Here is a 25,324-nt window from a genome sequence, read left to right as displayed (position 1 = left end):
GATCTTATCGAATCTATCTTTCATTTCATTTAGTTCTTTAGACACAAAAAAACCCCTTTAGATAATTATATCTAAAGGGGTTTAAAAAATCAGATTTTATTTAAAACCTACTCCACCGTCACACTCTTCGCAAGGTTACGTGGTTTATCCACATCACACCCGCGGTGAAGGGCTGCGTAGTAAGCGATTAGCTGTAATGGAACAACAGATGCAAGTGGTGCAAGTGCTGGATGTACAGCTGGAAGGACGAAACGGTCGCCTTCGTCTTCTAGGCCTTTTAGTGAGATGACACATGGGTTTGCACCACGTGCAACGACTTCTTTGACGTTCCCGCGAATGCTGAGGTTCACGTGCTCTTGTGTTGCAAGGGCAATGACCGGTGTGCCTTCTTCAATTAAAGCAATTGTGCCGTGTTTGAGTTCTCCGCCAGCAAATCCTTCTGCTTGGATGTAAGAGATCTCTTTTAGTTTTAGTGAGCCTTCAAGGCACACATAGTAATCAAGTCCTCTTCCGATAAAGAATGCGTTACGTGTCACTGTGAAGAAGTCACGAGCGATTTGTTCCATTTCATCCTTTTGATCGACAAGGGCTTCCATTGCATTTGCCACAATCCCAAGCTCGTTCACAAGATTAAAGTCAAGAGATTGACCATTTAATTCAGCTGCAACGGATGCAAGGATCGCAAGAACAGCGATTTGCGCTGTGTAGGCTTTTGTTGAAGCCACTGCGATTTCTGGTCCTGCATGAAGAAGCAATGTGAAGTCCGCTTCACGAGAAAGCGTAGATCCTGGTACGTTTGTGATCGTTAATGCTTTATGACCAAGCTCTTTGACTTGAACAAGTACAGCACGGCTGTCCGCAGTCTCCCCAGATTGAGAAAGGAAGATGAACAACGGCTTTTTCGATAGAAGCGGCATGTTGTAAGAGAATTCACTTGCTACATGGACTTCTACAGGTACTTTTGCCCAGTCTTCAATATATTGTTTACCAACAAGTCCTGCATGGTAGCTCGTTCCACAAGCCACGATGTAAATGCGGTCTGCTTCTGCTACTGCGCTTGCGATATCGCCAGCGACTGACAGCTTGCCGTTTTCGTCTTGATATTCTTGGATGATTTTGCGCATGACAAGCGGCTGCTCATCCGTTTCTTTTAACATGTAGTGAGGATATGTGCCTTTCTCGATGTCGCTTGCATCTAGCTCAGCGATATAAGAAGGACGTGTCATGATATCACCGTCAAGGTTTTTGATGATAACCTCGTCTTTTGTGACAATGACCATTTCTTTATCCATTAATTCCGCATATTCGTTTGTTACTTGAAGCATCGCCATTGCGTCAGAAGCGACAACGTTGAAATCTTCTCCGAAACCAACCAATAATGGGCTTTTGTTTTTCGCCACATAGATTGTTTCTTTGTTTTCGTTATCGAAAAGAGCAATTGCGTAAGAGCCTTTTAGTTGAAGAAGCGTTTGACGGAAAGCTTCCTCTGTATCAAGACCTCTGTTCACAAATTGTTCGATGACTTGAACAACAACCTCTGTATCTGTGTCGCTTTTTAGTGTGACGTCTTGTAAATATTCGCGTGTCAATTGTACATAGTTCTCGATGACACCGTTATGAACAAGCGTAAAACGGCCAGAAGCACTTTGATGCGGATGCGCATTTAGATGGCTTGGTACACCGTGTGTTGCCCAGCGTGTATGTCCGATTCCAGCTGAAGATGCTACGTTTGCATCAACAACTTCACGAAGCTCAGCGATACGTCCTTTTTCTTTGAACACATGCACGCCTTCTTCGTTTGCCACAGCGATACCTGCTGAGTCATACCCGCGGTACTCAAGCTTCTCTAAACCCTTTAATAAGATTTCCTTCGCATCATTCTGACCAATATAACCTACGATTCCACACATAAATATTCTTCCTCCCGATCATGTAAAAGGGACAAAGAAAGCCTACTACAATAGAAGGGACATTTCTTCGTCCCTCTCTACATGTTTAATTTGGGAGATCATGTGTATTCCCTTTGTACAAAGAGTCACCTCTTTGCTTTAAAGAAACACTTACGGCTGTGATCTCTTTTTTGATCAGCCGGGAGGCATCCGCCGAAAATTCGATAACCTCCATCCTCGTCAACTAAGCATCTTTCGTCCGATCGCTTAGTTCGGGCGCTATAATTATAAGAGAGTTTCTGAACATCTACCCTGCCTTTCCTGATAGAATAAAAATCCAGTAACACAAGGATGATTGTACTATAAGGTCTGACCTCCGTCAATCACAATGTAGCGGGTGATCCCTTTCAAGAAAGTAAGACCTCCATACACTATATGCGATGAGGCTTGTCTCGTTCTACCTTTGATGTGCTCTCTTATGTATGAAGACAACAGTAAATTGCCCTCGCGTATAAGATTCGTACAAATCCATCCATTTATGACGTTTATTCGAAAAAAAAGCAAACCGCTGCTAGCGATTTGCTTTGCTATCTATTACTCAATACCCATTTCTTCCTTCACAACAGCGGTAATTCTAGTCACATATTCATCACATAGCTCTTTTGTTTTCGCCTCTGCCATGACACGTACAAGCGGCTCTGTTCCAGATGGACGAACAAGAATACGGCCGTCACCGTTCATCTCTTTTTCAACCTCTTGAATCACTGCTTTTACTTTTTCATTTTCTTCTACTTTATATTTATCAGACACTTTCACATTCACTAGAAGCTGCGGGAATTTCTCCATTTCAGCTGCTAGCTCTGACAATGTTTTTCCTGTTGCTTTGAGTGTATTGACAAGCATGATCGCAGAAAGCATGCCATCACCTGTCGTATTGTAATCAAGGAAAATCAAGTGGCCTGATTGCTCACCACCGACATTATACCCATCCTTTTTCATCGCTTCAACCACATAACGGTCACCAACAGCGGTTTGGATGCTCTTAATGCCTTGTTTCTCGAGCGCTTTATAGAAACCTAGGTTACTCATGACCGTGGAAACGACAGTGTCATCCTTTAATCGGCCTTCGCCCTTCAAATAACGTGCACATATGTACATAATTTGATCGCCGTCTACAATATCACCTTTTTCATCGACCGCAATTAAACGGTCGCCGTCACCATCAAATGCAAGACCAATATCTGCACCCTTCTCCCTTACAAAAGCAGAAAGCGCCTCTGGATGAGTTGAGCCTACACCATCATTGATATTCAATCCGTTTGGTGATGTTCCCATTGTGGACACATCCGCATCTAAATCCGCAAATAAATGTGTCGCTAGAGAAGAGGTTGCACCATGTGCACAGTCAAGCGCTACGTGAATACCTGTGAAATCCTCGTCTGCTGTCTGCTTCAAGAATTGCAAGTATTTCTGACCGCCTTCAAAGTAGTCATTCACCGTTCCAAGATCCGCTCCAACCGGGCGTGGCAATTGATCGACCGGCTGATCCATCAGCTGCTCGATTTCATTCTCCTGTTCATCAGACAGCTTAAAGCCGTCACCGCCAAAGAATTTAATCCCGTTGTCTTGAACTGGGTTGTGAGAAGCAGAAATCATGACACCCGCTTCTGCATCCATCGCTTTCGTTAAATAAGACACGCCAGGTGTTGAGATCACACCTAAACGCATCACTTCAGCCCCAATTGAAAGTAAGCCTGCAACGAGCGCTCCTTCTAGCATATGACCGGATACACGTGTGTCTCGCCCAACGAGTACCTTTGGACGTTCTTTATCCTTCGTGAGCACATAGCCGCCAAATCTCCCAATTTTAAATGCGAGCTCTGGCGTTAATTCGCTATTCGCCACACCCCTTACACCATCAGTTCCAAAGTACTTGCCCATGTTTCAATCGCTCCTTTTTTACCATTCAAGAGGACGCTTCGTCCTCTTTTTTATCTTCTTTGATCCGCTGTCTTTGACTTGATTCTTTCTTTGCTTTATCTTGCGTGGTATCTTCTTTACTCTTCTCTTCCTGATCACCGTCATCAGAAGATGGTTTCTTCTGATCATTTGTAGACGCTGGCTGATCTTCTGTCTCAGTAGAAGTCAGTTTCACTTTGACCTTTGATCTCGATAATGTCCACGTCACATTTTGAGGACCGTTCACTTGAACTGTGACCTCATGTGTTCCTTCGTTCAAGTCCCCGACATTGATATAGGCTTCAACATCTGAAGCCTTTAGTTTATCAATCGCACTCTTTGATCCCTTTGCTGTTAATGTGAGCCGTCCAGAAGATGGGGTCACAAAATCAGAGGTGAGATCCTTGCTCAGACCTACGACAGAGATTGGTACATTATCGATCTTTTTTTCTTGCGCTGTTGCAACCTTCACTTTGATCTTCACTGTTTCGGGCGATACCTTTTTCACACCATCTGGCAGGGGAATCTCGGCATCAATCTCCGTATCATCTTTGATCTTGCTTAGGTCCAGCTTGACGCCATCAATAAAATCAAGCGAATCCAGCACTTTTTGAGAGCCGTACACTGTGACCTCACTCGGGCTTGTCTCAATACTTGAGATACTGATCCCATCCGGCAAACTGCCAGTCCGCTCTATTTTAAACGGAACCTTTTTGCTTGGACTTGAGATGGGAACTGTAATATTCACCACAGACGGACTCAATTCGACTGGCAGCTCGTTCCCGCTGCTATCATACACAGTGAGCTTCGCTTCCTTTTCAATTTGCTGATCGACATCCTCCAGGTTCACAAATGCTTTAATGACAGAAATTTTGTCGATCACGTCCTTAGAACCAGTGACTGTGACTTTTTTCGGGTTCACAATAGGCTGTTCAGGTGAATAGCCGTCTTTGATTTTATTTTGATTATAAAATTCGGTTTCAACAGGAAATTCTGCTGTTGTTTTTTCTTGTATCGTCACCGTCGTCACAGATGGATTGATCGATAGCGTGAGTCCTTTTGATACATCTCTTGCCTTCAGCTCCACTTTATGGGTACCAGTGGATAAATTCTGCATATCTGCATATATTTCAAAATTCTTTGTTTGTCTTGCTGTTTTCACAGCACTCGTTGACCCTTTAATCGTCACATTAACTGTTTGCGGCACACCAGTGACGACGTACTTCTCATCATCATAATACGCTTTAACAGGAATGTCAGTCAGGGTTGCTTCATCTGTCGTCGATGTTGGGAAAAAGGATTCACCGATTTTTTTCGGCGTGGGCGCTTGCGCTGAATTGACTGCACCATACAGCAATAAAGCGAAGACCAATGCAAGAAGCTTTACGGCCCAGCGATTATTCAAAATCTTATCCATTTTTCTTGCCCCTCCAATACCATTTGGTCGAGGAAGCATCTTTGCTGTTCTTACTAAATTCAGCAATCAGCATTTCTTCAAGCGCTTCTTCTGTCAATTCTCGGTGGAGATCACCATTTCTTGCGACAGAAATGCCGCCTGTCTCCTCAGAAACGATGACGGTCAAGCTGTCTGTCACTTCGCTAATTCCGACTGCCGCCCTATGACGCGTCCCTAGTTCCTTTGAGATAAAAGGACTTTCTGAGAGCGGTAAATAACAAGCCGCAGCTGCAATTTCATCACGCTTCATAATGACAGCACCGTCATGAAGCGGTGTATTTGGAATGAAAATATTAATGAGCAGCTCTGAACTCACCTTTGCATTCAAAGGAATTCCAGTCTCTATGTAATCATTCATCCCAGTATCACGCTCAATTGTCAGCAGCGCGCCGATTCTGCGTTTTGCCATATAGTTAATTGCTTTTGTAATTGCCTCGATCGTTTTCTGCTGCTGTTCCTCTACAGGTGTCCCGCTTCTTGAGAAGAAACGGCCGCGCCCAAGCTGCTCAAGCGCTCTCCTTAGCTCTGGCTGAAAAATAATAATGATCGCAAGGAATCCCCACGTAATCGCTTGATCCATCAGCCATTGAAGTGTGTTAAGACCGAGATACGCACTTCCCATCCTGACGAGAACAATGACCACAATTCCCTTTAAAAGCTGAACCGCTTTTGTTCCGCGGATGACCATCATTAATTTATATATCACATACCAAACAACGAGAATATCAACAGCATTACCGAGGTACTGCAAAAAAGGAATATCCCCTAAAGCCATTTCCTCGTCCTCCAGAATTTTCAGTTATTCTTCGTTTGATGCATTTTTAATAAAAAAAGAGCCTATGTGTAAATACATAGCGTGGCTATTATATCACATTTTGTTTCAGCAAGGAAAACAGTTGCCATATATGGCTGACGTGCTAGTTCGCATACATTCTGACCTATTATATAGAAAAAGAGCAGTCCCTAAAGAGACTGCTCTCGACCCGTATGATTACTTTTGCTCCTCTGGTCCAATGACCCGCATCACATTTTGTGCTGTGGATTTCATTTTGTACCAAATCCAATCAAACACTTCATTAATTTCATTAATTTGACCAGTGACTTGTCCGGCAGAAGCAGTCAGCTGTTCCCCATTGACGACGGTGACATTTCCATCAACCTTGCCTTCTACAATCAGCTTGCCATTTTTGACAGTGACATCACCTTTTACAGTTTCCCCTTTAGGTACGGTCACTGTATCATTTACAACGACGAGATTCGGCTGCTTCGACACACTGAAATTATGATCGGTATTCCAGCTTGTAAACAAACTGCCTCCCATCAAAATGAGAAAGAGGGCAGCGGCCACCATCAGCGGATGAGCTTTGATCCACCTTTGAATCGACACACGCTTTTTTTCCTTTGGAAGACCTGCCATCACCTTTGCAGTGAAATCAGTTGGTGCTTCTATATGAGATGTACTCTGCACAAGCGCGATGGATTTCTCAATTTGTTGAAAATGAGTACGGCACTCCTCACACGATTGCAGGTGGCTTTTTAATTCTTTTTCGTCTTGGGGCTCAATGTCCCCGTCTAAATACTGATGCATAAGCAGGACGATTTTTTCCTGACAGCTCATCAAAATCACCTCACTCAAAGGTCTCTCAACTGTTTCCGGAGAGCCTCTCTACCCCTGTGTATTCTCGTTTTCACCGTACCAACTGGTATATTTAGAATCTCACTAATTTCTTTTAACGAGAGTTCATCAATATACTTTAATACGATGACCGAACGATATTTATCGGGTAATCTTAGAATTTTTTGCTGAATGGTACTCGATAATTCAAGAGACACCACCTCTTCCTCTGGCAAAATGCCATCAGCAGCAATTTGAGAATACATATTCAATCCTTCTGTTCCTGCCACCTCTGCATCTAAATAATAATCCGGCTTTTTTTTGCGAATACGATCGATGGTCAGGTTGGTTGCAATGCGGTACAGCCACGTAGAAAACTTACGATTCACATCAAAGCTTTCAATATTCACATAGGCACGAATAAACGCCTCCTGTGCAATATCCTCTGCTTCGTGTGCATTCCCAAGCATACGATAGCACAGCTGATAAATTTTGTCTTTATACAGGTCTACGATGTCTGCAAATGCGTTCTGGTCGCCTTTTTTCAATTGCTTAATTCTCTTTTTAATCATTGTGTCCATAGTATATTCAACCTCTGCCTTCACCGGTCTTTATGTATACGAACCTCTTTCCAAAAGGTTTCATTCTCCTCTAAAAAATAGTGTAACAAATTTTTGACAGCGTGTTACGCATATCCACCAGTAAAAACCTTAATATATCCTTAAATTTATCCAAAACAAAAAAGAACGGGAACAAGTCCCGCTCTACAATAGCTTTTCGCCCATTAACGAACCAATCAACGCAACAGCTGCCTCGGCTGTTTTATTTTTTTCATCCAAAACCGGATTCACCTCAACAAATTCAGCGGAAGTCAAAATACCCGCTTCCTCTAAAAGCTCCATAGCAAGATGACTCTCCCGATAACTAATGCCGCCCGCCACAGGAGTTCCTACACCAGGACACTCCGCTGGATCTAATCCATCTAAATCAAGCGACAGGTGGACACCATCCGTTCTTTCCTTTAAATATGAAATGGCTTCCTCCATGACCCTTGTCATTCCTAAACGATCTATTTCATGCATCGTATACACTTTAATGCCTTTCTCTCTTATCAATGCCCGCTCTCCTTCATCTAAGGATCGAGCACCAATTAAAACAACATTCTCAGGCTTCAATTTTGGAGAATAACCGCCAATGTTCGTTAAATCAGCATGGCCAAGGCCGAGACTGACTGCAAGCGGCATACCATGTATATTTCCAGAAGGAGAGGTTTCCTCTGTATTTAAATCACCGTGTGCATCATACCAAATGACACCTAAGTTTTCATAATGCTTGGATACACCTGCAAGTGTGCCAATGGCAATGCTATGATCACCGCCTAAAATGAGCGGGAATGAACCTGATTGCACAATACTGTCAACCTTCTCAGCGAGCAGCTGATTCGCACCAGCATTCTCCGTTAAATTTTTTAGCTTTTCACTTGTATATAAACCCTTTTCATCATCTCTTTGTTCAACCGGAATATCTCCGAGATCCTCCACATCAAATGAAAGCGATTCCAATTTTTCTTTTACGCCTGCACACCGAATCGCACTCGGTCCCATGTCGACGCCCCTTCTCATTTGCCCTAAATCCATCGGCACCCCGATAATCGTGACCTTCTTTTGATCTCCCATATGTACATCCCCTTTCCGTTCATGCTTATAGTTTACTTTCTTGATGCCTTCTGACTCAACTCAACAATATTTTGAATAGTTATACATTCCGCCTGCCAACATAAAAAAAAGACACCTTTTTAAAAAAGGTGTCTTAACTGGGCTAGCTGGATTCGAACCAACGCATGACGGAGTCAAAGTCCGTTGCCTTACCGCTTGGCTATAGCCCAAAAATGGTGGAGGGGGGCGGATTCGAACCGCCGAACCCGGAGGGAGCGGATTTACAGTCCGCCGCGTTTAGCCACTTCGCTACCCCTCCACATATGGAATTGATAAAGAAAAAACAGTGCCGGCAAGAGGACTTGAACCCCCAACCTACTGATTACAAGTCAGTTGCTCTACCAGTTGAGCTACACCGGCATATGGTGGAGGATGACGGGCTCGAACCGCCGACCCTCTGCTTGTAAGGCAGATGCTCTCCCAGCTGAGCTAATCCTCCACATCATGGTGACCCGTACGGGATTCGAACCCGTGTTACCGCCGTGAAAGGGCGGTGTCTTAACCGCTTGACCAACGGGCCAATTTGTCAAGTTTGACTGTTTCCGTGAAGCTGACAAAAGTTATTATATACAGGTTGTCCCCCTTTTGTAAAGGGGATTTTTATTTTTTTTATTTTCTAACTATTTACCTTCAATTAGCACCACTTTTTGTTTGAAATATAATTTCAGTATTTAAATATAATGTTGAAATTTCATATCATACTGAATATACTGAAAATGAAGAAATAAGGAGGAATGTCGCATGCAGCCATCTCAATTGCGTTCTTTGACAACAGAATCAAGAAATCCAAACACAATGGGAATATCACAAGCAGATCCGCTTGAAATACTCCAGATGATCAATGAAGAAGATATGAAGGTCGCTCAAGCTGTGAACCGTGTCCTACCACATGTCAAAACAGCAAGTGACTTCGCCTATGAATCCATTTCAAATGGGGGCAGACTCGTTTATTTAGGGGCCGGGACAAGCGGCAGACTTGGCGTGATGGATGCTGTCGAATGTCCTCCTACCTATAGCGTCTCACCTGATGTGATTGTCGGCATCATGGCAGGCGGAGACTCTGCTTTTTCACATGCTGCCGAAGATGTGGAAGACAGTGAAGAAGCCGGCAAACAGGATTTAGTACACATTCACCTAACATCAAAAGATACAGTCGTCGGTATCGCCGCAAGCGGCAGGACACCCTACATCATTGGCGCTTTAAACTATGCTAAATCCATCGGCGCAAAAACAGTAGCCCTCAGCTGTAATGAACAGGCAAAAATTAGCGAACTGGCAGACTGCGCCATTGAAGTCGTTGTAGGACCAGAAGCTATCACAGGGTCAACACGAATGAAAGCCGCATCCGCTCATAAAATGATTTTAAATATGCTTTCCACCTCTGTCATGATCAGACAAGGGAAAGTATATGAAAACTTGATGGTTGATGTAAAAGTCAGCAATCATAAATTAAAAGAACGCGCCATCACCATCATTCAACATGTGACAAACGCTTCCTACGAACAAGCCGTGAAAACGCTTGATTCGGCAGACTTAGAAGTCAAAACTGCCATCGTCATGCTCCAAACAAACACAAACAAGAAAGCAGCCAAGGATTTACTCAACAAAACGAATGGTCATATCGACAAAGCCATCGCACATCATCAATCCTAAAGGAGGCAGAGCTCATGTCAGCAGGTGGACTCACCCTACTACACACAATGAAAGCAAAGCTCCCCCAATCTGAAAAAATCATTGCAGACTATATCCTTGCCCATCCTGACAAAGTCATTAAAAGCACAGTACACGAGATCAGTCAGGCAGCCGGTGCAAGCAGCTCTGCAGTCATCCGCCTTTGTAAATCTCTCGGGCTGGATGGCTATCACGATTTAAAAATGCGAATCGCAGGCGACTTGATGCATAGCGATAAACAAGGCTACCGTGATATCGAACAAGATGAACCGATTCAATCCATTATTCAAAAAACAGCAGGAAACTCGATTCAATCGATTAAGGACACTGCTTCTATTTTAAATGCAGATGCGTTAGAAAAGGCTGTTCAATTACTGCTGCATGCAAACCAAATCCATTTTATCGGCGTCGGTGCATCCGGCATCGTCGCAGCGGATGCCCAGCAGAAATTTCTCAGAATCAATTATGCAGCGACTGCCTTCACTGACATGCACATCGCATCAACGGTCATCGCAAATGCAGGAAAGAATGACATCGTGTTCGGTATATCCTTTTCAGGAGAAACATTAGACATCATTCAAGCCCTTCAGCTCGCAAAAGACAATCAAGTGAAAACCATTGCCTTGACGCATCCAGGTCAAACAAGCGTTTCTGCCTTATGTGACGTTCATCTATCGACGTCCGGTTCCAATGAAGCACCTTTTCGCAGTGCAGCCACTTCCTCTAGAATGGCACAGCTCTACTTAATTGATGTCTTGTTCCTCAGCTTAGCTTCCCGTCAATATGAAGAGACAGCGCAATATATTGACAAAACAAGACATGCCATCCGCTCCATGAAACGAAAAACAAAGGGGGATTCAACATGAGTCATCAAACGAAATATCAGCAGTTGGCGAAAGACATTCTTTCTCTCTGTGGTGGTTCTGAAAACATTTCTTCCCATACACATTGTATGACGCGTCTCCGAATTACACCGATTGACAATGAACAAGTTCAGATCAATGCAATCAAAGAACTCGATGGCGTCATTGGAGTCGTCGAGGCAGAAACGCTGCAAATTATTTTAGGTACTGGTGTTGTCAACCAAGTATCAAGTGCATTTGAACAACTGCTAAATGCCTCTGGCTCCTATGATTTAAACAACGAAGCACAAAAAAACAAGCAAGCCATTTCACAAAAGAACCGCACACCGTTCAAGCTGTTCTTACGACGAATTGCCAGCATTTTTATTCCTATCATTCCAGCACTTGTTGCATCAGGTCTTATTACTGGGATTACAAAAGCAATCGTGCAAGCGGGCTGGCTTGATGAAAAATCTCAAGCGGCGATCATTTTAACCGTTATTGGTTCAGGGTTGTTCGCATATCTCGGTATATTAGTCGGAACAAATGCCGCAAAGGAGTTTGGGGGCTCTCCTGCATTAGGCGCATTAGCTGGAATCCTCATTATTAACCCAGCCTCCGCAGACATTATGCTATTTGGCACAAATATTCTACCAGGCAGAGGCGGACTTATCGGTGTTCTTCTAGCCGCCATCTTTATGGCACTTGTGGAAACAAGAATCAGACGCTTCGTCCCGCAATCACTTGATATCATCGTCACACCAACCATCACACTACTTATTACAGGCATTTTTACGTACGTTGTCTTCATGCCAGTCGGCGGATTTATATCGGATGCCATTACCTCAGGATTAACTTATCTATTAAATATGGGCGGAATCTTCGCTGGATTTGTTCTTGGTGCGACCTTCCTTCCACTTGTTGTAACAGGACTTCACCAAGGACTGACACCGATTCATATGGAACTCATCAATTCCATAGGAGATGACCCGCTTTTGCCGATTCTCGCTATGGGCGGTGCAGGACAGGTAGGTGCCGCATTCGCCATTTATATGAAAACAAAAAAGAAAAAACTCAAAAGAGCTATCGCCGGTGGACTTCCTTCAGGGATGCTCGGCATTGGTGAACCACTCATTTTCGGTGTCACACTCCCGCTGGGACGGCCATTTCTCACCGCTTGTCTTGGCGCTGGAATCGGGGGAGCATTTCAAGCCTACTTCCAAATTGCAACCAAAGCGATTGGTGTATCAGGTCTTCCATTAACCTTTATTGTTCACACACATCAAATGCTTCTTTACTTAATCGGACTCTTCATTGCTTATGTCGCTGGATTTATTTTCACATACTTATTTGGTTTTCATGATGATATGGCTGTTGAATTTGAGGAAAAATAAGCAATAGGAGGTCTAACTCTTGAAGAAATACTTTCTCTTAATAACAAGTCTGCTCATGCTCCTTGGATTACCAGCACAAACATTTGCAACTAGCTCCCATCCTGTATCGTCTTTGTCTAAAACAGCACCTGAAGAATATCCCGTCTTAAAAAAGGCAAAACGACCGGAACAAGTTGGTTTTTCTTCTAGGCAGCTTAGGAAGGTTGATCACATGATTCAAAACGATATCAAAGCAGGTTTTCCAGGAGCTGCACTCATCATTATCAAAGACGGAAAAATCGTTCATCAAAAAGCCTATGGCTACAGGCAAAAATACGAAGGCACAACGGAACTCAAATCCTATAAGAAAATGAAAAAGAATACTCTGTTCGACTTAGCATCCAATACCAAAATGTATGCGACCAACTATGCCCTGCAAAAGCTTGTCTACGAGAAAAAACTGAATGTGAACGAAAAAATACAAGCCATCCTGCCAGATTTTAAAGATGAACCAGATGCAAAGGTAACCGGCAAAGATCAGCTCCGTGTAAAAGATCTTCTGACCCATTCTGCCGGACTCCCTTCCAGTGTCTTATTTTATAGCAAAGAAGCAGCCGGCACCTTTTACTCTCAAGATAGAAAGACAACGATGAAATGGCTGCCGAAGGTGCCTCTACAATACAAACCAGGCACCCAGCACATTTATAGTGACATTGATTACATGCTGTTAGGCATGATCATTGAGAAAAAAACAGGTATGCCTCTTGATCAATATGTAGAGTCGACAATCTATCGGCCGCTAGGTCTCAAACACACAATGTTCAATCCACTGCAAAAAGGATTCAAACCGAAGCATTTTGCAGCAACCGAACGTTTAGGTAATTCGCGAGATGGTGTCATTGATTTTGAAAACATTCGCAGGTACACCCTGCTAGGCGAAGTCCACGATGAGAAAGCATATTACTCAATGGCAGGAATTTCTGGTCATGCTGGACTTTTCTCTAACATATCCGATATGGCCGTGCTGCTCCAGCTCATGCTGAACAAAGGAGGCTATGGAAAAACCACCATCTTTGATCAAGCTTCTATCGATCTCTTTACAGCCTCTTCTGATACAAACCCAACATACGGGCTAGGCTGGCGTAAAAACGGTCATACTGACATGGAATGGATGTTTGGAAAATATGCTAGTAACGAAGCCTATGGACATACTGGCTGGACCGGAACCATGACTTTGATTGATCCAAAACATAATCTAGGTATCATCTTGCTGACAAATAAGAAACATTCGCCTGTCGTTTCACCTGAAACCAACCCAAATCAATTTGAAGGTGACCTTTTCCCAACTGGCACTTACGGAAGCATCATGACCGCCATCTACGAATCTTTTAAGTAAAAGGAGGAATTCGATGTTAAAAGCACTTTTCCCCGCTGCTTTGGTTTTAGCTCTACTAACCTCTTCCCTTCCAACGGAAAAGGTTAGCTCTGCGCCTCTTCCAACCGCAAAACAAATGGTACAAAACATGTCTTTGGATGAAAAGATAGGTCAAATGCTTATGCCAGACTTTCGTAATTGGCAGACAAAAGATGAATCCGCACCTACAGGCTTAACAAAGATGAATAAAGAAGTATCCCATCTTGTAGAAAAATATCATCTGGGCGGTGTCATCTTATTTGCGGAGAATGTCGTTGATACGAAACAAACCGTCAAACTCACCCATGAATTTCAAAAAGCATCACCAAAGATTCCATTACTCATTTCAATTGATCAAGAAGGTGGAATCGTCACAAGATTACAAAAGGGAACACATTTCCCAGGAAATATGTCGATTGGTGCCTCAAGAAGCAAGAAAAACGCATACGACACAGGAAAAATCATCGGTAAAGAATTAAACGCACTAGGGATCAATACAAACTTCTCTCCTGTTCTAGATGTGAATAATAACCCAAACAACCCCGTCATCGGTGTCCGTTCCTTTAGCTCCGATCCTGCTCTTGTCACAAGGCTTGGTCTTCAAACCATGAAGGGACTTCAAAAGGAAAAGACCATTTCGACACTTAAGCATTTCCCGGGACATGGTGATACAGCCGTCGATAGTCACTACGGCTTGCCGCTCGTAGAACATGATCTCGATCGTCTTAAAAAGGTGGAGCTGTATCCGTTTCAACAAGCGATCAACGCTGGTGCGGATATGGTCATGACCGCTCATGTTCAATTTCCTGCTATTGATAATACAACGTATAAAAGCAAAAAAGATGGCGAGGACATCATGGTTCCAGCAACCTTATCAAAAAAAGTCATCACAAACTTATTAAAAGAAGAGATGGGCTTTCAAGGAGTTGTCGTAACAGACGCCCTAAATATGAAAGCGATTGCAGATAACTTCGGACAGGAAGAAGCCGTAGTGATGGCCATTAAGGCTGGCGTCGACATCGCCCTCATGCCAGCACCAGTCACTTCTCTTAAAACAGAGAAAAACCTTGAGAATGTGTTCAATGCTGTAAAACAGGCAATTGTAAAGAAAGAAATTCCGATGTCTCAAATCAACGAATCTGTTGAAAAAATCCTTCAATTGAAGATCAAACGAGGCATCATCTCTTCCAAAAAACCTATCACCCTTGAGAAAAAAATCAAAAAAGCTACTCAAGTCGTTGGGAAAAAGTCGCACCGGAACGCAGAACAAAAAATGGCACGTGAAGGGATCACCCTGCTTAAAAACAACAATAAGACCCTCCCTTTCAAGCCTAAAAAGAATGACAAAATCTTGGTCATGGCACCTTACGAAGATCAGACAAAAGCTATGTCTGTCACAATTGAATCTCTGATCAAACAAAAAAAGATCAAGCCTGTACGTATCCAATCATATGCTTTTGCGGAAAAGACCTTCACCAAAGAAACAGCCAAACTCATACAAGGTGCTGAATATGTGATTACTGGCTCTTACGTTGTCCAAAATGATCCAGCTGTGAATGATGGTGTGATTGATGACAATGTACAGGACCCGAAAAAATGGGCGACTGCTTTCCCGCGTGCTGTCATGAAAGAAGCTGCAGCACAAAACAAAAAAATGGTCATCATGAGCCTAAGAAACCCTTACGATGCGGCAAATTTTGAGGAGGCGGATGCCTTACTAGCTGTTTACGGTTTTAAAGGCTACTCAAATGGACAATTTAACCAGCCAAATATTCCTGCTGGGTTAGAAGTCATATTTGGCACTGCATCACCTAAAGGCAAACTACCCGTAGATATCCCATCTGTCACTCATCAAAATCAAATCCTGTATCCATTCGGCTATGGACTTAACTTGAAAGGGAAACAGATCAAATAGGAGGGATTCTCTTGAAAAAAACAGCAAGCTTCATACTCGCAAGCATTCTCATAATGAGTACATTGACTGCCGCCTCCCCCGCAAACCAAGAACGAACAGATACAAAAGGAAGAAAAGCAACAGTTAAAACAGGGATTGAAACACTGCTCTCAGGCAATCTTTCATGGTTAAAAGGGAAAAGGGTCGGCCTCATTACGAACCCAACTGGTATTGATGCAAATATGAAAAGCAGTGTCGATCTCCTATTTGAGCATCCAAATATCAAGCTTACTGCTCTATATGGACCTGAACATGGTGTGCGCGGAGATGCACAAGCAGGAGAAGGCGTCGAATCCTATACCGATGAAAAAACAGGTCTTCCTGTATACTCTCTCTATGGAAAAACAAGAAAACCAACGCCTGACATGCTTAAAAATGTAGATGTCTTGCTGTTTGATATCCAAGATGTTGGCGCTCGTTATTACACCTATATTTACACGATGGCCTATGCGATGGAGGCTGCGAAAGAAAACAACATTCCCTTTGTTGTCCTAGACCGTCCAAACCCCATTGGCGGACTAAAAGTAGAAGGCCCTGTCTTAGAACCTGAGCACGCTTCTTTTGTAGGGCTCTATCCAATACCATTAAGACATGGGATGACAACTGGTGAACTAGCAACATTCTTTAACAAAGAGTTTCATATCAATGCTGATGTCACAGTCATCAAAATGAAAAATTGGAAGCGTTCCATGACGTTTGAAGACACGAAGCTGCCATTCGTCCTTCCTTCACCTAATATGCCGACAGTGGATAGTACCTTTGTATATCCCGCCACAGGATTAATTGAAGGCACAAATGTCTCTGAAGGAAGAGGAACAACAAAACCGTTCGAGCTCATTGGCGCTCCATATATCAATAGCAATGAGCTAGCAGATCATTTAAATCAATTAAAACTAAAGGGTGTAAAATTTAGACCTGTATCATTCACCCCCACTTTTTCTAAACATGCAGGGAAACTATCACACGGTGTGCAGCTATACGTCACAGACCGCTCTTCATTTGAATCGGTAAAAACAGGGTTATCCATCATCAAAGCCATACATGATTTATATCCAAAAGACTTTCAGTTCCTTCAAACTGGCAGCTTTGATAAACTCATTGGAAATGGTTGGATCAAAGAAGAAATCAATCAAGGTAACTCTGTCAAACACATCATGAAGCACTATCATCATGACCTCAAATCATTCGAAAAGACACGGAAGAAATATCTCATCTATTAATTCGAAAAAAGACCTCCATCTCATAGGATGGAGGTCTTTTCATGATAAAGATTTAGTCACAGCAGGTGCTTTCAGCTCAAAGCGATTGAGTAAGAAACCAAACAAGGCAGCAAGCACTTGCTGAAACAGCATACCAATCACAACAGGGACCGCAACAGCAGGCGGGAAAAAGCTAATAGCAAGCACAGCTCCCGCACTAATATTTCTCATGCCGCCTGTATACACAATGGCCACAATCTCTCCTTGAGTACATTTCATTACCTTTCCAATCAACCACGCAAAAGCATACCCACTCATCGCAATGAAAAAGACAGTCGCTGCTTTGCTAAAAAATGCAGCATCCAGTTCACGCAAATATGGGGCGACAACAGAACTGTTAATCGATACGACAACAAACAAGCCTAATTTTGAAAAGGGAGCCAAGGTCTGACTCAATGTTTTCGTCACCGATGGCTTTGCATACTGACGAACGAGCATCCCTAAAATAGAGGGCAGCACCACCATACCGAACAGCCCTTTCATGATGGCAAACATGTCCATATGGACCTGTGTACCAACGAAGAGTGACAAGCTTACTGGCACAATCAATGGCGAAAGCAACGTATCAATTAAAATAATAGATAACGTTAACCCGACATTTCCTTTATACATCGCCGCCCATATTAAACTAGACACACCTGTCGGAATCACCATCGCAAGCGTCAAACCGGTGATCGTCATGGAATCACCCGCAAAGATCAAATGCCCCGCTGACCATGCATAAAGAGGCATCAGCACATGCAAAATCATAAACGATAAAATCAAAGGCAATGGATGCATCACCGTATGTTTTAAAGATGAAAAAGTAGACGATAAGCTCCCTGAAAATGTCATAATGGCAAATACCCAAGGCACCATAAACGTAAAATCCTTTAAATAAGCCGCTAATAAAACACCAAGTAACACACTAATGGGCGTAATAAGCGGCATCATCCGGCCGAGCACTTGGTTCAAACGCACAAGCATGCCGGCCACCCCCATCCTTCACTTTCTTACCTTTTCTATTGTAACAAACAGAAAGAACTTATTATGAACCATTTACCTGATTCACAAGTTTTCGACTTTGTGTATCCATTCCAACGATGTCTACTTGTACGCCAGCTGCTTGATACTTCTCCTTTATACGTTCTATCGCTGCCACGCCAGATTCATCCCATATACGCGCTTCAGATAAATCAATCACAACGGCTTGGAGATCTGTCCCCTGATGAAACGCCTGAATGAAATCAGTGACAGAAGCAAAGAAAATTTGCCCTTTAATTCGATAAACCCAAGTCTCTGCTTGTCTTTCTGTAGAGGTAATATGAAGCTTCGATATTTTGGCCACAAAGAATACCGCACTAAGCAGCACACCTGCAAAAACACCTTTTGATAAATCATGAGTTAACACCACCGTCACCACCGTGACAATCATCACAATAGAATCTGTTTTCGGATTCTTTTTTAGCTGCTGAAAGGAACTCCAATCGAATGTCCCAACGGAGACCATGATCATCACAGCTACAAGAGCAGCCATTGGAATTTGAACCACCACATCTCCGAGTACAAAAATCAGTACCATTAGAAATGCACCTGCCACAAAGGTAGAAAGACGGCCACGCCCGCCTGCCTTCGTGTTAATCACTGATTGACCAATCATCGCGCAACCAGCCATACCACCAAAGAATCCTGCAACCACATTGGCAATCCCTTGACCTCTCGCTTCCTTGTTCTTACGACTAGACGTCTCCGTCATATCATCAACAATCTGTGCAGTTAAAAGAGACTCAAGTAAACCAACCATCGCTAGCGCTAAAGAATAAGGAAAAATGATAGCAAGTGTCTCCCAGCTAAACGGTACTTGAGGAATCAGAAAAGCAGGCAAAGAACTAGGAAGCTCTCCCATATCTCCAACCGTCCTCACATCAATATGTCCAAATACAGCAATGATCGTCATGACAATAATGGCAATGAGAGGAGAAGGTATCACTTTTATCACCATCGGCAATAAATAAATGATTAGCAAAGCACCACCCGTCATGATATACATAGCCATCGATTCCCCAACGAAATGCGGAAGCTGAGCCATAAAGATCATAATAGCCAACGCATTCACAAAACCAACCATCACGGACCTCGGAATAAATTTCATCAGACGAGACACTCGGCAAAGTCCAAACACTATTTGAATCAGACCTGTTAAAATTGTAGCCGCAAACAAATACTGTAGTCCGTGATCGGCTACCAAATTAACCATAACCAGAGCCATAGCCCCTGTAGCGGCCGAAATCATACCAGGTCGTCCACCAACAAACGAAATCACAATGGCAATACAAAACGAAGCATACAACCCAATCTTCGGATCAACGCCCGCAATAATCGAAAACGCAATCGCCTCAGGAATTAAAGCGAGAGCCACTAAAATACCCGCAAGCACATCCTGACGCACATGCCCAAACCATTCTTGCTTTACAAATAAATCTTTCAAACCATCTACTCCTTTTTATATACATACCGTACACGGAAAAGAAGATCAATCAAACCTGGGATGAAGAAAGGAAAATAAAAAATGCTTCACTTTCGGGGAAAAAGAGGAACGTACAGAGTCTTTTGTTAGAGAGGATATCATCACTTTAGTAAGAATATAAGAAAGGAACTAAGGAATCAAGAACAAAAAGAAGGAATGCGTAGAAAATTGATACAAAGCTTCCTTATCAATCGATTTATTCCATTTTCATGAGTCTACTTGTCACTGAGCAAGTTCAACATTTTTAAAACAAACAAAAAAAGCCTTCTCATCATCGAGAAACCTTAAACATTCATCATTATAATTTAGAGGAAAGCTTCCAAGCGGGCTCGAACCGCTGACCTCTTCCTTACCATGGAAGTGCTCTACCTACTGAGCTATGGAAGCATGGCTCCGCAGGTAGGACTCGAACCTACGACCGATCGGTTAACAGCCGATAGCTCTACCACTGAGCTACTGCGGAATGATAAAGTAACTTCTTCCATTGGAAGGATATAAACAAAAAGCTTGGCGGCGTCCTACTCTCACAGGGGGAGACCCCCAACTACCATCGGCGCTGAAGAGCTTAACTTCCGTGTTCGGTATGGGAACGGGTGTGACCTCTTCGCTATCGCCACCAAACCTGATGGAGAGAATGTTCTCTCAAAACTAGATAACAATGTTCAAACTTCACATTAGAATAAAGGTTAAGTCCTCGATCTATTAGTATCTGTCAGCTCCACGTGTCACCACGCTTCCACCTCAGACCTATCAACCTGATCATCTTTCAGGGATCTTACTTCCTTGCGGAATGGGAAATCTCATCTTGAGGGGGGCTTCATGCTTAGATGCTTTCAGCACTTATCCCGTCCGCACATAGCTACCCAGCGATGCCCTTGGCAGAACAACTGGTACACCAGCGGTGCGTCCATCCCGGTCCTCTCGTACTAAGGACAGCTCCTCTCAAATTTCCTGCGCCCGCGACGGATAGGGACCGAACTGTCTCACGACGTTCTGAACCCAGCTCGCGTACCGCTTTAATGGGCGAACAGCCCAACCCTTGGGACCGACTACAGCCCCAGGATGCGATGAGCCGACATCGAGGTGCCAAACCTCCCCGTCGATGTGGACTCTTGGGGGAGATAAGCCTGTTATCCCCGGGGTAGCTTTTATCCGTTGAGCGATGGCCCTTCCATGCGGAACCACCGGATCACTAAGCCCGACTTTCGTCCCTGCTCGACTTGTAGGTCTCGCAGTCAAGCTCCCTTGTGCCTTTACACTCTGCGAATGATTTCCAACCATTCTGAGGGAACCTTTGGGCGCCTCCGTTACATTTTAGGAGGCGACCGCCCCAGTCAAACTGCCCACCTGACACTGTCTCCCTGCCCGATAAGGGCAGCGGGTTAGAAGGTCAATACAGCCAGGGTAGTATCCCACCGATGCCTCCACCGAAGCTAGCGCTCCGGTTTCCAAGGCTCCTACCTATCCTGTACAAGCTGTACCAACATTCAATATCAGGCTGCAGTAAAGCTCCACGGGGTCTTTCCGTCCTGTCGCGGGTAACCTGCATCTTCACAGGTACTATAATTTCACCGAGTCTCTCGTTGAGACAGTGCCCAGATCGTTGCGCCTTTCGTGCGGGTCGGAACTTACCCGACAAGGAATTTCGCTACCTTAGGACCGTTATAGTTACGGCCGCCGTTTACTGGGGCTTCAATTCGCACCTTCGCTTACGCTAAGCGCTCCTCTTAACCTTCCAGCACCGGGCAGGCGTCAGCCCCTATACTTCGCCTTACGGCTTCGCAGAGACCTGTGTTTTTGCTAAACAGTCGCCTGGGCCTATTCACTGCGGCTTCTCGGGGCTTTAACACCCTAAGAAGCACCCCTTCTCCCGAAGTTACGGGGTCATTTTGCCGAGTTCCTTAACGAGAGTTCTCTCGATCACCTTAGGATTCTCTCCTCGCCTACCTGTGTCGGTTTGCGGTACGGGCACCTCTCACCTCGCTAGAGGCTTTTCTTGGCAGTGTGGAATCAGGAACTTCGCTACTAAATTTCGCTCGCCATCACAGCTCAGCCTTCACGGGAAACGGATTTGCCTATTTCCCAGCCTAACTGCTTGGACGCGGATATCCAATACCGCGCTTACCCTATCCTCCTGCGTCCCCCCATTGCTCAAATGGTGAGGAGGTGGTACAGGAATATCAACCTGTTGTCCATCGCCTACGCCTTTCGGCCTCGGCTTAGGTCCCGACTAACCCTGAGCGGACGAGCCTTCCTCAGGAAACCTTAGGCATTCGGTGGACGGGATTCTCACCCGTCTTTCGCTACTCATACCGGCATTCTCACTTCTAAGCGCTCCACCAGTCCTTCCGGTCTGACTTCACAGCACTTAGAACGCTCTCCTACCACTGTTCGTAAGAACAGTCCGCAGCTTCGGTGATACGTTTAGCCCCGGTACATTTTCGGCGCAGAGTCACTCGACCAGTGAGCTATTACGCACTCTTTAAATGGTGGCTGCTTCTAAGCCAACATCCTGGTTGTCTAAGCAACTCCACATCCTTTTCCACTTAACGTATACTTTGGGACCTTAGCTGGCGGTCTGGGCTGTTTCCCTTTCGACTACGGATCTTATCACTCGCAGTCTGACTCCCAAGGATAAGTCATCGGCATTCGGAGTTTGACTGAATTCGGTAACCCGGTAGGGGCCCCTAGTCCAATCAGTGCTCTACCTCCGAGACTCTTACCTTGAGGCTAGCCCTAAAGCTATTTCGGAGAGAACCAGCTATCTCCAGGTTCGATTGGCATTTCACCCCTACCCACACCTCATCCCCGCACTTTTCAACGTGCGTGGGTTCGGGCCTCCATTCAGTGTTACCTGAACTTCACCCTGGACATGGGTAGATCACCTGGTTTCGGGTCTACGACCACGTACTCATGCGCCCTATTCAGACTCGCTTTCGCTGCGGCTCCGCATCTTCTGCTTAACCTTGCACGGGATCGTAACTCGCCGGTTCATTCTACAAAAGGCACGCCATCACCCTTTAACGGGCTCTGACTACTTGTAGGCACACGGTTTCAGGATCTATTTCACTCCCCTTCCGGGGTGCTTTTCACCTTTCCCTCACGGTACTGGTTCACTATCGGTCACTAGGGAGTATTTAGCCTTGGGAGATGGTCCTCCCGGATTCCGACGGAATTTCACGTGTTCCGCCGTACTCAGGATCCACTCTGGAGAGAACAACATTTCAGTTACAGGGCTGTTACCTTCTTTGGCGGGCCTTTCCAGACCTCTTCGCTTATATCGTTCCTTTGTAACTCCGTATAGAGTGTCCTACAACCCCAAGAGGCAAGCCTCTTGGTTTGGGCTGTTCCCGTTTCGCTCGCCGCTACTCAGGGAATCGCATTTGCTTTCTCTTCCTCCGGGTACTTAGATGTTTCAGTTCCCCGGGTATGCCTTCTCATACTCTATGTATTCAAGTATGGATACTACTCCATTACGAGCAGTGGGTTTCCCCATTCGGAAATCTCCGGATCAAAGCTTGCTTACAGCTCCCCGAAGCATATCGGTGTTCGTCCCGTCCTTCATCGGCTCCTAGTGCCAAGGCATCCACCGTGCGCCCTTTCTAACTTAACCATTTCTTACTTTAGAAAGAATCACTATGTGTGATGAACTTTGCATTGCATTCAATGTGAATGTATTACTTATTGTTATCTAGTTTTCAAAGAACAATCCTGTCTCGCTAGAGACATGTTTTGAAGGAATGATCCTTCAAAACTAAACAAGACGAAAACGCACGCTGCTCCATATATCCTTAGAAAGGAGGTGATCCAGCCGCACCTTCCGATACGGCTACCTTGTTACGACTTCACCCCAATCATCTGCCCCACCTTCGGCGGCTGGCTCCATAAAGGTTACCTCACCGACTTCGGGTGTTGCAAACTCTCGTGGTGTGACGGGCGGTGTGTACAAGGCCCGGGAACGTATTCACCGCGGCATGCTGATCCGCGATTACTAGCGATTCCAGCTTCACGCAGTCGAGTTGCAGACTGCGATCCGAACTGAGAACAGATTTATGGGATTGGCTAAACCTTGCGGTCTCGCAGCCCTTTGTTCTGTCCATTGTAGCACGTGTGTAGCCCAGGTCATAAGGGGCATGATGATTTGACGTCATCCCCACCTTCCTCCGGTTTGTCACCGGCAGTCACCTTAGAGTGCCCAACTAAATGCTGGCAACTAAGATCAAGGGTTGCGCTCGTTGCGGGACTTAACCCAACATCTCACGACACGAGCTGACGACAACCATGCACCACCTGTCACTCTGTCCCCGAAGGGAAAGCCCTATCTCTAGGGTTGTCAGAGGATGTCAAGACCTGGTAAGGTTCTTCGCGTTGCTTCGAATTAAACCACATGCTCCACCGCTTGTGCGGGCCCCCGTCAATTCCTTTGAGTTTCAGTCTTGCGACCGTACTCCCCAGGCGGAGTGCTTAATGCGTTAGCTGCAGCACTAAGGGGCGGAAACCCCCTAACACTTAGCACTCATCGTTTACGGCGTGGACTACCAGGGTATCTAATCCTGTTCGCTCCCCACGCTTTCGCTCCTCAGCGTCAGTTACAGACCAGAGAGTCGCCTTCGCCACTGGTGTTCCTCCACATCTCTACGCATTTCACCGCTACACGTGGAATTCCACTCTCCTCTTCTGCACTCAAGTTTCCCAGTTTCCAATGACCCTCCCCGGTTGAGCCGGGGGCTTTCACATCAGACTTAAGAAACCGCCTGCGAGCCCTTTACGCCCAATAATTCCGGACAACGCTTGCCACCTACGTATTACCGCGGCTGCTGGCACGTAGTTAGCCGTGGCTTTCTGGTTAGGTACCGTCAAGGTGCGAGCAGTTACTCTCGCACTTGTTCTTCCCTAACAACAGAGCTTTACGATCCGAAAACCTTCATCACTCACGCGGCGTTGCTCCGTCAGACTTTCGTCCATTGCGGAAGATTCCCTACTGCTGCCTCCCGTAGGAGTCTGGGCCGTGTCTCAGTCCCAGTGTGGCCGATCACCCTCTCAGGTCGGCTACGCATCGTCGCCTTGGTGAGCCATTACCCCACCAACTAGCTAATGCGCCGCGGGTCCATCTGTAAGTGACAGCCGAAACCGTCTTTCATCCTTGAACCATGCGGTTCAAGGAACTATCCGGTATTAGCTCCGGTTTCCCGGAGTTATCCCAGTCTTACAGGCAGGTTACCCACGTGTTACTCACCCGTCCGCCGCTAACATCCGGGAGCAAGCTCCCTTCTGTTCGCTCGACTTGCATGTATTAGGCACGCCGCCAGCGTTCGTCCTGAGCCAGGATCAAACTCTCCGAAAAAGTACAAAACCGAAGTTTTGTTTTTCGTCAGTGTTTGACTGACTACCTATGATGTTTCATAGGATTTTTTTATAAAAACTCGAATTAACAGGTACGTTTTGTCTTGTTTAGTTTTCAAAGATCATCTTCGCCGTTCTTAGCGGCTTTAATAATATAACATTTCGCTTCATTTTATGTCAACAACTTTTTTCAAGTTTATTTCCCGAAGCGTTTTGTGTTTGTCACTGTGTGTCAGCGACGATTAATAATATATCACGAAAACATTCTATCGGTCAACGCCTTTTCAAAACTTTTTTTGAAATAGTTTTATTATGCATCTCAAACCCT

At 44.8% G+C, this 25,324-nt stretch carries 15 protein-coding genes, 7 tRNA genes and 3 rRNA genes; 6 read left to right on the top strand and 19 right to left on the bottom strand.

What is annotated here, in order from left to right; translation table 11 throughout:
* Window positions 1–107: 107 nt before the first annotated feature.
* From glmS to MHH68_RS01040, 12 genes are all read right to left on the bottom strand, one after another.
* On the bottom strand, window positions 108–1,910 hold the full coding sequence (gene glmS, locus MHH68_RS01095; protein ID WP_339164736.1) for a glutamine--fructose-6-phosphate transaminase (isomerizing): 1,803 nt from the start codon (window positions 1,908–1,910) through the stop codon (window positions 108–110).
* Window positions 1,911–2,483: 573 nt separating this feature from the next.
* Window positions 2,484–3,830: a phosphoglucosamine mutase gene (gene glmM / locus MHH68_RS01090; protein WP_061406538.1), complete on the bottom strand. Its 1,347-nt coding sequence runs from the start codon at window positions 3,828–3,830 to the stop codon at window positions 2,484–2,486.
* 25 nt (window positions 3,831–3,855) lie between these two features.
* On the bottom strand, window positions 3,856–5,265 hold the full coding sequence (locus tag MHH68_RS01085) for a YbbR-like domain-containing protein (RefSeq protein WP_339164734.1): 1,410 nt from the start codon (window positions 5,263–5,265) through the stop codon (window positions 3,856–3,858).
* Window positions 5,258–6,079 carry a diadenylate cyclase CdaA gene (cdaA, locus tag MHH68_RS01080; RefSeq protein WP_008344027.1) on the bottom strand — a complete coding sequence of 274 codons (822 nt, stop codon included), beginning with the start codon at window positions 6,077–6,079 and terminating at the stop codon, window positions 5,258–5,260. Before cdaA ends, MHH68_RS01085 begins: the two co-directional genes overlap by 8 nt.
* Before the next feature lie 216 nt (window positions 6,080–6,295).
* On the bottom strand, window positions 6,296–6,922 hold the full coding sequence (gene rsiW / locus MHH68_RS01075; RefSeq protein WP_044139276.1) for an anti-sigma-W factor RsiW: 627 nt from the start codon (window positions 6,920–6,922) through the stop codon (window positions 6,296–6,298).
* A gap of 14 nt (window positions 6,923–6,936) precedes the next feature.
* Entirely contained in the window at window positions 6,937–7,500 is a 564-nt protein-coding gene (gene sigW / locus MHH68_RS01070) for an RNA polymerase sigma factor SigW (protein ID WP_003217112.1), read from the bottom strand.
* 183 nt (window positions 7,501–7,683) lie between these two features.
* Window positions 7,684–8,595 (bottom strand): arginase, encoded by a 912-nt coding sequence (gene rocF / locus MHH68_RS01065; protein WP_058015150.1) that lies wholly within the window; start codon window positions 8,593–8,595, stop codon window positions 7,684–7,686.
* A 137-nt stretch (window positions 8,596–8,732) separates the two neighbouring features.
* Window positions 8,733–8,804 (bottom strand) — tRNA-Gln (locus MHH68_RS01060).
* Between the two features lie 4 nt (window positions 8,805–8,808).
* Window positions 8,809–8,893, bottom strand: a tRNA-Tyr gene (locus MHH68_RS01055).
* A gap of 28 nt (window positions 8,894–8,921) precedes the next feature.
* A tRNA-Thr gene (locus MHH68_RS01050) sits at window positions 8,922–8,994 on the bottom strand.
* Between the two features lie 3 nt (window positions 8,995–8,997).
* A tRNA-Val gene (locus tag MHH68_RS01045) sits at window positions 8,998–9,073 on the bottom strand.
* Window positions 9,074–9,079: 6 nt separating this feature from the next.
* Window positions 9,080–9,154 (bottom strand) — tRNA-Glu (locus tag MHH68_RS01040).
* A 221-nt stretch (window positions 9,155–9,375) separates the two neighbouring features.
* On the opposite strand from MHH68_RS01040, the gene murQ reads away from it, so the two are divergent.
* The 6 genes from murQ to MHH68_RS01010 are packed head-to-tail and all read left to right on the top strand — an operon-like array spanning window position 9,376 to window position 17,108.
* Complete coding sequence (gene murQ / locus MHH68_RS01035; protein ID WP_339164730.1) at window positions 9,376–10,287, top strand: N-acetylmuramic acid 6-phosphate etherase; 912 nt, start codon at window positions 9,376–9,378, stop codon at window positions 10,285–10,287.
* 14 nt (window positions 10,288–10,301) lie between these two features.
* Window positions 10,302–11,171 (top strand): MurR/RpiR family transcriptional regulator, encoded by an 870-nt coding sequence (locus MHH68_RS01030; protein ID WP_061406532.1) that lies wholly within the window; start codon window positions 10,302–10,304, stop codon window positions 11,169–11,171.
* Entirely contained in the window at window positions 11,168–12,541 is a 1,374-nt protein-coding gene (locus MHH68_RS01025) for a PTS transporter subunit EIIC (RefSeq protein ID WP_058015147.1), read from the top strand. Before MHH68_RS01030 ends, MHH68_RS01025 begins: the two co-directional genes overlap by 4 nt.
* A gap of 19 nt (window positions 12,542–12,560) precedes the next feature.
* Complete coding sequence (gene pbp4b, locus MHH68_RS01020) at window positions 12,561–13,916, top strand: penicillin binding protein PBP4B (protein WP_144463221.1); 1,356 nt, start codon at window positions 12,561–12,563, stop codon at window positions 13,914–13,916.
* 13 nt (window positions 13,917–13,929) lie between these two features.
* The gene (locus MHH68_RS01015; RefSeq protein WP_339164727.1) at window positions 13,930–15,849 is read left to right on the top strand and encodes a glycoside hydrolase family 3 protein; all 1,920 of its coding nucleotides are present in this window, start codon (window positions 13,930–13,932) and stop codon (window positions 15,847–15,849) included.
* Window positions 15,850–15,860: 11 nt separating this feature from the next.
* Window positions 15,861–17,108 (top strand): DUF1343 domain-containing protein, encoded by a 1,248-nt coding sequence (locus MHH68_RS01010; protein WP_339164725.1) that lies wholly within the window; start codon window positions 15,861–15,863, stop codon window positions 17,106–17,108.
* A 39-nt stretch (window positions 17,109–17,147) separates the two neighbouring features.
* Here the strand turns inward: MHH68_RS01010 and MHH68_RS01005 are convergent, their stop codons facing one another.
* The 7 genes from MHH68_RS01005 to MHH68_RS00975 form a co-directional block, all read right to left on the bottom strand.
* The gene (locus MHH68_RS01005) at window positions 17,148–18,113 is read right to left on the bottom strand and encodes a bile acid:sodium symporter family protein (protein WP_058015143.1); all 966 of its coding nucleotides are present in this window, start codon (window positions 18,111–18,113) and stop codon (window positions 17,148–17,150) included.
* A gap of 61 nt (window positions 18,114–18,174) precedes the next feature.
* Window positions 18,175–19,614 carry a SulP family inorganic anion transporter gene (locus tag MHH68_RS01000; protein ID WP_339164722.1) on the bottom strand — a complete coding sequence of 480 codons (1,440 nt, stop codon included), beginning with the start codon at window positions 19,612–19,614 and terminating at the stop codon, window positions 18,175–18,177.
* Between the two features lie 353 nt (window positions 19,615–19,967).
* Window positions 19,968–20,040, bottom strand: a tRNA-Thr gene (locus MHH68_RS00995).
* A 1-nt stretch (window position 20,041) separates the two neighbouring features.
* Window positions 20,042–20,116, bottom strand: a tRNA-Asn gene (locus tag MHH68_RS00990).
* A 42-nt stretch (window positions 20,117–20,158) separates the two neighbouring features.
* A 5S ribosomal RNA gene (gene rrf / locus MHH68_RS00985) occupies window positions 20,159–20,274 on the bottom strand.
* Between the two features lie 61 nt (window positions 20,275–20,335).
* Window positions 20,336–23,266 (bottom strand): 23S ribosomal RNA (locus MHH68_RS00980).
* 182 nt (window positions 23,267–23,448) lie between these two features.
* Window positions 23,449–24,997, bottom strand: a 16S ribosomal RNA gene (locus tag MHH68_RS00975).
* Together the 16S, 23S and 5S rRNA genes with 2 tRNA genes alongside form the textbook arrangement of a ribosomal RNA operon.
* Window positions 24,998–25,324 lie beyond the last annotated feature (327 nt).

Origin of the sequence: Bacillus sp. FSL K6-2841, assembly GCF_037976435.1 — a bacterium.
Lineage (GTDB): Bacteria > Bacillota > Bacilli > Bacillales > Bacillaceae > Bacillus > Bacillus pumilus.
This window is presented reverse-complemented; position numbering and strand designations above follow the sequence as displayed.